This window comes from Hymenobacter sp. BT559 (assembly GCF_016427535.1).
GTDB lineage: Bacteria > Bacteroidota > Bacteroidia > Cytophagales > Hymenobacteraceae > Hymenobacter.
This window is the reverse complement of sequence record NZ_JAELXV010000003.1, coordinates 901040-909246: the sequence shown is the minus strand read 5'-3', so window position 1 is coordinate 909246 and position 8207 is coordinate 901040. Positions and strand designations below refer to the sequence as shown.

At 60.5% G+C, this 8207-nt stretch carries 4 protein-coding genes; all 4 read left to right on the top strand.

Annotation, left to right across the window (positions count from 1 at the left end; all coding sequences use genetic code 11):
- The first annotated feature begins 232 nt into the window (after window positions 1–232).
- Complete coding sequence (gene nirB, locus JAO77_RS14535) at window positions 233–2737, top strand: nitrite reductase large subunit NirB (RefSeq protein ID WP_198991058.1); 2505 nt, start codon at window positions 233–235, stop codon at window positions 2735–2737.
- 65 nt (window positions 2738–2802) lie between these two features.
- A complete protein-coding gene (nirD, locus tag JAO77_RS14530) occupies window positions 2803–3153 on the top strand; it encodes a nitrite reductase small subunit NirD (protein WP_198991057.1) in 351 nt (116 codons plus the stop codon).
- A gap of 88 nt (window positions 3154–3241) precedes the next feature.
- Complete coding sequence (locus JAO77_RS14525; protein WP_198991056.1) at window positions 3242–4549, top strand: MFS transporter; 1308 nt, start codon at window positions 3242–3244, stop codon at window positions 4547–4549.
- Window positions 4550–4699: 150 nt separating this feature from the next.
- On the top strand, window positions 4700–8203 hold the full coding sequence (locus JAO77_RS14520) for a nitrate reductase (protein ID WP_198991055.1): 3504 nt from the start codon (window positions 4700–4702) through the stop codon (window positions 8201–8203).
- Window positions 8204–8207: the final 4 nt, after the last annotated feature.

Below are 8207 nucleotides of genomic sequence, written 5' to 3'. Positions count from 1 at the left end.
ACCCCCTATAAATTGAGGGTCACTTTATAAAAATTAATATTAATTTTTATAAAGTGACCCTCAATTTATAGGGGGTTGTTTATTATGTTTGTCATATAAGGCGTAAGTACCCTTTCTAAAAGAGGGGGTAATTCTGAAAAAATACTTTTTAGGAGCAGCCTATACACTCTTCTTCCCCCTCCCCACCCCTCGCCTCCGCCTTTCATTTTCTATCTATACCTAATTGGTTAGTATGGCACCGCAGGGAACTCCCACCGTCGTTGTTGTTGGCAATGGCATGGTCGGCTATAAGTTTTGCGAGAAGCTTCTCGCCAAGTCGACCGCTTTTAACCTCGTTGTATTCGGCGAAGAGCCCCGCGTGGCCTACGACCGCGTGCACCTAAGCGAGTACTTCGGCGGCAAAACCGCCGATGACCTGCTCATGGCGCCCACGCAGTGGTACCACGACCACGGCATCACGCTGCACCTAGGAGATGCCGTGCAGGAAATCGACCGCAGCCGCCGCACCGTGCACGCCCGCAGCGGCCTCGTGCAGCCCTACGACTACCTGGTACTGGCCACTGGCTCGTCGGCCTTCGTGCCCGATGTGCCGGGCGTGGAGAAAAAGGGCGTGATGGTGTACCGCACCATCGAGGACCTCGACGAGATAAAAGCCTACGCCGCCACCGCCCGTAGCGGCGCGGTGTTGGGCGGCGGCCTGCTGGGCCTGGAAGCTGCTAAGGCCCTGCTCGACCTGGGCGTGGCCGATGCCCACGTGGTAGAATTTGCGCCACGCCTGATGCCCAGGCAGATAGATACGGCTGGCAGCGCCATGCTGCAAACCAAGCTAGAGGCCCTAGGGCTGAAAATTCACCTCAGCAAAGCCACGTCGCACATTGGCGGCGAGGGTAAGATTGACTCGCTGCACTTCGGCGACGGCTCTATCTTGGAGGTGGATATGCTGGTGATTTCGGCCGGCATTCGGCCCCGCGACGAACTCGCCAAGCTGGCGGGCCTGGAGGTGGGCATGCGCGGCGGCATCGTAGTCAATGATGAGATGCGCACCAGCGACTCCCGCATTTTCGCCATCGGCGAGTGCGCGTTGCACAGCGGCATGATATACGGTCTGGTGGCGCCCGGCTACGACATGGCCGAGGTGGTAGTGAGCCAGTTGCTGCAAGGGGCGCGGGCCTTCACGGGCTACGACATGAGCAGCAAGCTCAAGCTGATTGGGGTAGATGTGGCCAGCTTCGGCGACCCGTTTATTGCGGAGCCGCACAGCCGCAGCATCGTATTTGAGGACGCGCACAGCGGTGTGTACAAGCGCATCAACATCAGCCCCGACGGCAAGTACCTGCTGGGCGGCGTGCTCATCGGCGATGCCGAGGCCTATAACATGCTGCTGCAAACGGTGAACAACAAAATCGCCCTGCCGCCGCACCCCGAAGACCTTATCCTAGGTGCCCGCGGCGGCGAAGCCGAGGCTGGGGCGGGCGTGATGAGCCTGCCCGACGAGGCGCTGGTCTGCTCGTGCGAAGCCGTGACCAAGGGCATGATTTGCAACGCCGTGACCGACCTAGGCGCCACCAGCGTGGACGCCATGAAGAAGTGCAACAAGGCCGGTACTGGCTGCGGCGGCTGCATCCCGATGGTGAAGGACCTCATCAACGGCACGCTCACGGCGCAGGGCGCCTACATCAAAAACGTGCTGTGCGAGCACTTCGACTACTCGCGCCAGGAACTGATTGATTTGCTGCACATCAACAATATCCGAAGCTACGACGCCGCCCTCGACCACTTTGGCACCGGCGATGGCTGCGAGGTGTGCAAGCCGGCAGTGGCCAGCATCTTGTCAGGACTCTGGAATGAGTTGATTGTTAAGCAAAACGTTATCCAGGACACCAACGACCGCTACCTGGCCAACATCCAGAAGGGCGGCAGCTACTCGGTGGTGCCGCGTATGGCGGGCGGCGAGGTATCGCCCCAGCAACTAATGGCCATCGGCCGCATTGCCGATAAGTACAACCTCTACACCAAGATTACGGGCGGCCAGCGCATCGATATGTTTGGGGCACACGTGAGCGACCTGCCCAACATTTGGGAAGAGCTAATCGCCGAAGGCTTCGAGAGTGGGCACGCCTATGGCAAGAGCCTGCGCACCGTGAAAAGCTGCGTGGGCAGCACTTGGTGCCGCTTCGGCCTGCACGACAGCGTGTCGTTTGCCATCGAAATCGAAAATCGCTACAAGGGCATTCGCTCGCCCCACAAGCTAAAGAGCGGCGTAAGCGGCTGCGTGCGCGAGTGCGCAGAGGCCCAGGCCAAAGACTTCGGGGTAATCGCCACTGAAAAGGGCTGGAACCTCTACGTGTGCGGCAACGGCGGTGCCAAGCCCCAGCACGCCCAGCTGCTGGCCAGCGACATCGACAAGGAAACACTTATCAAGTATCTCGACCGGTTCATGATGTTCTACATCAAAACCGCCGACCCGCTAATGCGCACCGCCACTTGGCTCAACAAGATGGACGGCGGCATTGCCTACCTGCGCAACGTCATAGTAAATGACAGCCTAGGTATCTGTGCCGACCTGGAGGCCGAGCTAGCGCTGCTCATCAACAACTACCACTGCGAGTGGAAGGAAGTGGTGGAAAACCCCGAGCTGCGCAAGCAATTCACCCATTTCGTGAACGCGCCCAAGGCCAAGGACCCCACGATGGAGTTTGCCGACATGCGCGGCCAAAAGATGTCGAAGGCCTGGTAGGCCAGTAGCGCGAGGCGTTCGCCTTGCACTACACCCTGCTCATACCCAACTAACTACCTAATCACATGGAAACTTTAACGGAAGTTACCTGGCTGCCCGTGTGCCAGGCCGCCGACATTCCCGCCGACGGCGGGGCCTGCGCCTTGGTGGAAGGCGAGCAGGTAGCCATTTTCAACTTTGCCCGGCGCGGCGAGTGGTACGCCACCCAAAACCTGTGTCCCCACAAGCAGCAAATGATACTGGCGCGCGGCATGATAGGCAGCACCGGCGAGGCCTGCGAGCCCAAGGTGGCCTGCCCCTACCACAAACGCACGTTTTCGCTGCTCACCGGCGAGTGCCTCAACGCCGACGAATGTTCCATCCAAACCTATCCCATTAAGGTTGAAGACGATGTGGTGTACATCGGCTGGGCCTGATGTGCTGTAGCGCGGACTTTTAGTCCGCCCGCCTAACCCAACCTAGTGTTTCACTCGCGGACTTAAAGCCCGCGCTACTTCCCCGCTTATGGATGCCACGACTACCACGCAGCAGCCGCTGAATAGGCTCAATATTTTCGCTACTAAGGGCGTGCAGATGCGCACGTTTCACCTGACCTGGCTCACGTTTTTCTTTTGCTTTTTTGGGTGGTTCGGCATTGCGCCACTCATGCCCTTGGTGCGTGAGCAATTGCACCTCGACAAAGGGCAAGTTGGCAATATCGTGATTGCCTCAGTGTCGGCCACCATCTTGGCGCGCCTGCTCATGGGCAAGCTCTGCGACACCATCGGACCTAGGCTGGCCTACACGCTACTGCTGGCGGTCGGCGCGCTACCGGTCATGCTTATTGGCCTGAGCAACAGCTACCAGAGCTTCCTGCTATTCCGCCTTGCCATTGGCATCATCGGGGCATCGTTCGTTATCACACAATTTCACACGTCAATGATGTTCGCGCCCAACATCGTGGGCACGGCTAATGCTGTAGCGGGCGGCTGGGGCAACCTAGGTGGCGGCATCGCCAATATGCTGATGCCGCTGGTAGCCGCCGCATTCGTGAGCTTGGGCTACGTGGACAAGGCCAACTCGTGGCGCCTGGCCATGGTGGTGCCGGGTGTTGTCCTCTTGGTGATGGCCGTGTTGTATTATAAATACACCGAAGACACGCCCCGCGGCAACTACGCCGACATCGAGCGCGCTACCCCTACCAAGAAGAAGGGCACTTTCCTGGTAGCCCTGCGCGACTACCGCACCTGGCTGCTAGCCCTGGCCTACGGCGCATGCTTCGGCATCGAAATCACGATTGACAACGTGGCAGCCGTATACTTCGTCGACCACTTTGGGGCCACACTGGTGGCAGCGGGCGTACTGGCGGGCATCTTCGGCTTTATGAACATCTTCGCCCGCGGCCTAGGGGGCATCGTGGCCGACCGCGCCGGACGAGCCTACGGCATCAAAGGCAAGTGGATGCTGCTTAGCGCACTACTCGTCTTTGAAGGCATTGGAATTGCCTTTTTTGCCCTCGCTCCTAGCCTGACGCTCGCCATTGTGGCCATGCTGGGCTTCGCGCTGTTCCTTAAAATGGCCAACGGCTGCACCTACTCCATCGTGCCGTTTGTGAAGAAGGAAGCCATCGGCAGCGTGAGCGGCGTGGTGGGCGCGGGCGGCAACCTAGGTGCCATGCTGGTAGGCTTTCTGTTCAAATCATCGGCTATCAGCTACAGCCAAGCCTTTCTCTACATCGGCTTTGGGGTAGCGGCCGTGGGCGCGCTGGTGCTGCTAGTGCGCTTGGTGGTGAAAGAATCGACAGAAGCAGCGCCTGAGTTGGCGCTGGCTTAATAGGAGATTACCCCAGCCCCTGCCCTCCGGGAGAGGGGAGCCTGACGATTGGTCACGTTCGCTAACACCCGTTGGCGCTAGGCTCCCCTCTCCCGGAGGGGAGGGGCCAGGGGTGGGGTACCCTGCCCGAACAGATTATCTATTAGTATTATGCCCACTCCTTCCACTACTACGGTTCCTTCCACCTGCTGCTACTGCGGCGTGGGCTGCGGAGTGCTGGTCGAGCCGCTCAAAAACGGCGACGTGGCCGTGGTGGGCAACCCTGCCTACCCCGTCAACAAAGGCGCACTGTGCAGCAAGGGGCTAAACCTGCAATACACCGTCAACGACCGTAGCGAGCGGCTGCTGTACCCGCAGATGCGCTACAGCAAAAGCCGCCCCCTCCAGCGTGTGAGCTGGGACGAGGCCTTACAGCGCACTGCCGCGGTATTCCAGACCTTTATCGAGCAGTATGGGCCCGACTCGGTAGCGTTCTACGCCTCGGGGCAGTGCCTGACGGAAGAATACTACGTTATCAATAAGCTCATTAAGGGCTTTATTGGCAGCAATAACATTGACACCAACTCGCGCCTGTGCATGAGCAGCGCCGTGGTGGGTTACAAAATGGCCCTAGGGGAAGACAGTGTGCCGGTGTGTTACGACGACATTGAGCTAGCCGACTGCTTCCTCGTTGCGGGCGCCAACCCGGCATGGTGCCACCCCATTCTGTGGCGCCGAGTAGAGGCCCACAAAGCCGCCAATCCCGATACCAAAATTATCGTCATCGACCCGCGCGCCACCGATACCTGCGCGCTGGCCGACTTGCATTTGCAGCTCATCCCCGGCACCGACGTGGTGCTAAACCAGGCCCTAGGGCGCGCCCTCATTGAAAACGGCGACATCGACCTAGCCTTTATTGAGCAGCACGCCGAGGGCTACGAAGCCTACCGCGAGGTAGTATTTGAGCGCACGCTAGCCGAGTCGGCGCAGTTGTGCGGCGTGCCCGAGGCCGATATTCGGCTGGCGGCAAGCTACCTAGGGGGTGCAAAAGCGTTTATGTCGATGTGGACGATGGGCTTGAATCAGAGCGCTGTCGGGGTCGATAAGAATTTGAGCCTGCTCAATCTGCACCTCATCACGGGACAGATTGGGCGGCCAGGCGCGGGGCCGCTTTCGCTCACCGGCCAGCCCAACGCCATGGGCGGGCGCGAGGTCGGCGGCCTCAGCAACCTGCTACCCGCCCACCGCAACCTCAACAACCCGGCGCACCGCGCCGAGGTGCAGCAGTTTTGGGGCAGCGGGCCGCTGGCGGCCACGCCCGGCTACACGGCCACCGAGATGTTTGAGGCCTTGGAAGATGGTCGCCTCAAAGCCATTTGGATAATCTGCACCAACCCGCTCACCAGCCTACCCAACGTGCGCCAGGCCGAAGCGGCCCTAGCCAAAGCCAAGTACGTGGTAGTGCAGGAGGTCAGCACCAAGCCCGAAACCCTGGCCTACGCCGACGTGGTGCTGCCCGCTGCTGCCTGGGCTGAAAAAGAGGGCACCATGACTAACTCGGAGCGCCGCATCAGCTACCTACCTAGGGTGGCGGCGGCGCCCGGCGAGGCCCTGCCCGACGCCGAAATTATCTGCCGCTTTGCGCGGGCTATGGGCTTCCAGGGCTTCGACTACCCGTCGATGGAGGCAATTTACTTAGAGCACATTCGCCTCACGGCGGGCACCAGCCTCGATAGCACGGGCCTCAACTACAGTATTCTGCGCGAGCGTGGCTCGGTGCAGTGGCCCTACCGCGCCAGCCAAGCCGCGCCCGACACGGCGCGTTTATTCACGGACCAACAGTTTTATACGCCGTCACGGCGAGCGGTTATTCACCCCGTCGCGGCCACCTTCCGTAGCGAGGCGCCGGATGAGGACTTCCCCTTCATCCTGACTACCGGCCGCATCCGCGACCAGTGGCACACCATGACCAAAACGGGCCGGGTCAGCAAGCTCAGCAAGCACCTGCCACAGGCTTTCCTCGAACTGAACCCGCAGGATGCGGCAGCGCTGGCCGTGCGTGAGGGCAACCTCGTCACTGTGCAGTCGCGCCGCGGCGAGGTGCGCGTGGCGGCACGGCTGTCAGCGGGCATCCGGCCGGGCGTGGTATTTTTGCCCATCCATTGGGGCAAGCTCCTAGGGTCCGACCTGAACCGCGCCAACAACGTTACCTCGAGTGCGCTCGACCCCATCTCGAAGGAACCCGATTTTAAGTACTGCGCGGTGCAGGTGGTGAAGTATGAGAAGCCCACGCAGCGTATTGTCATTATCGGGGCGGGCGCAGCAGCCTACGGCTTTGTCAAGTCCTACCGCGAGCTCAATCAAGAAGATAGCATCACCATTTTCAGCAAGGAAGATTTCCCCTTTTACAACCGGGTGATGCTGCCCGACTACATCAGCGGCCACCAGGACTGGGCGCAGCTGGTGAAAATGCAGGACACCGAAGAGCCCGCCTACAACATTGACTTGCTGCGCGGCGTGAGCGTCGAAACCGTAAATCGGGCCGAGAAATACGTGCTCGACTCGCGCGGCCAGCGCACCGACTACGATGTGCTGCTCATGGCTACCGGCAGCCGGGCGGCCATGCCTCGCCATGTGCCCACGCTGCCCGGCATCTTCACGATGCGCAGCCGCACCGACGCCGACGAGTTCAAAAACCACTTGCCTGCCGAGGCGCACGTGGTAGTAGTGGGCGGTGGCCTTCTAGGTCTCGAAATGGCGGCCTCGCTGCGCGAAGTGGGTACTAAGGTCTCCGTGATTCAGCGCACGTCGCGGTTTCTGGACCGGCAGCTCGACCAGCTCGGCAGCCAGCTGTTGCAAGAGGAAATGGAAAACCAGGGCTGCGACCTCTACTTCAACGACGAGGTGGAGCTCTACTACGGCCGCGCCCGCCTCACGGGGGTAGGCCTGAAAAGCGGCCGCCGCCTAGCCTGCGACGCCGTGATTCTGGCCATTGGCACCGTGCCCAACCTAGAGCTGGCCCGCGACTGCGGCCTGGCCTGCAAGCGCGGCGTAGTGGTCGATGCCCACCTCCAAACCAGCGACCCCAGCGTGTATGCCCTAGGCGAAATCGCTGAGTTTGAAGGCACGCTCTACGGCATTACGGCTGCCGCCGAGCAGCAGGCCGCCGTGCTGGCCCGCTACCTCAGTGGCGACGTGGCCAGCCAATACCGCGGCAGCACCTTCATGAATATCATCAAGATTCATGGCTTCGACTTGTGCAGCATCGGCCTGCCCGAGCGCTCGAATATCACTGATTACGAAGAGATTGTTTTCATCGACCAGGCGCAGCGCTACTATAAGAAGTGTATCATCCACCAAGACCGGCTGGTGGGTGCCATCCTCATCGGTGACAAAAATGAGTTTCAGGAATACCGCGAGCTCATTGCCAATAAAACCGAGCTGAGCGATAAGCGCTTGCAGCTTCTGCGTAGCGGCACCCCCGCCACGCCCGTGCTCGGCAAGCTCGTGTGCAGCTGCAACAACGTGGGCACCGACAACCTGCGCCAAGCCATTGCCACGGGCTGCGGCAGCCTCGCCGAACTGTGCGCCGCCACCGGCGCGGGCACCGGCTGCGGCTCGTGCCGGCCCGAAGTGCAACGGCTTTTGGAGGAGAGCCTAGTGACAGTGAGCTAATTAT

Coding starts and splice junctions, on each gene's coding strand:
- nirB (WP_198991058.1), top strand. CDS start 233: ATGGCACCGCAGGGAACTCCCACCGTCGTTGTTGTTGGCAATGGCATG.
- nirD (WP_198991057.1), top strand. CDS start 2,803: ATGGAAACTTTAACGGAAGTTACCTGGCTGCCCGTGTGCCAGGCCGCC.
- JAO77_RS14525 (WP_198991056.1), top strand. CDS start 3,242: ATGGATGCCACGACTACCACGCAGCAGCCGCTGAATAGGCTCAATATT.
- JAO77_RS14520 (WP_198991055.1), top strand. CDS start 4,700: ATGCCCACTCCTTCCACTACTACGGTTCCTTCCACCTGCTGCTACTGC.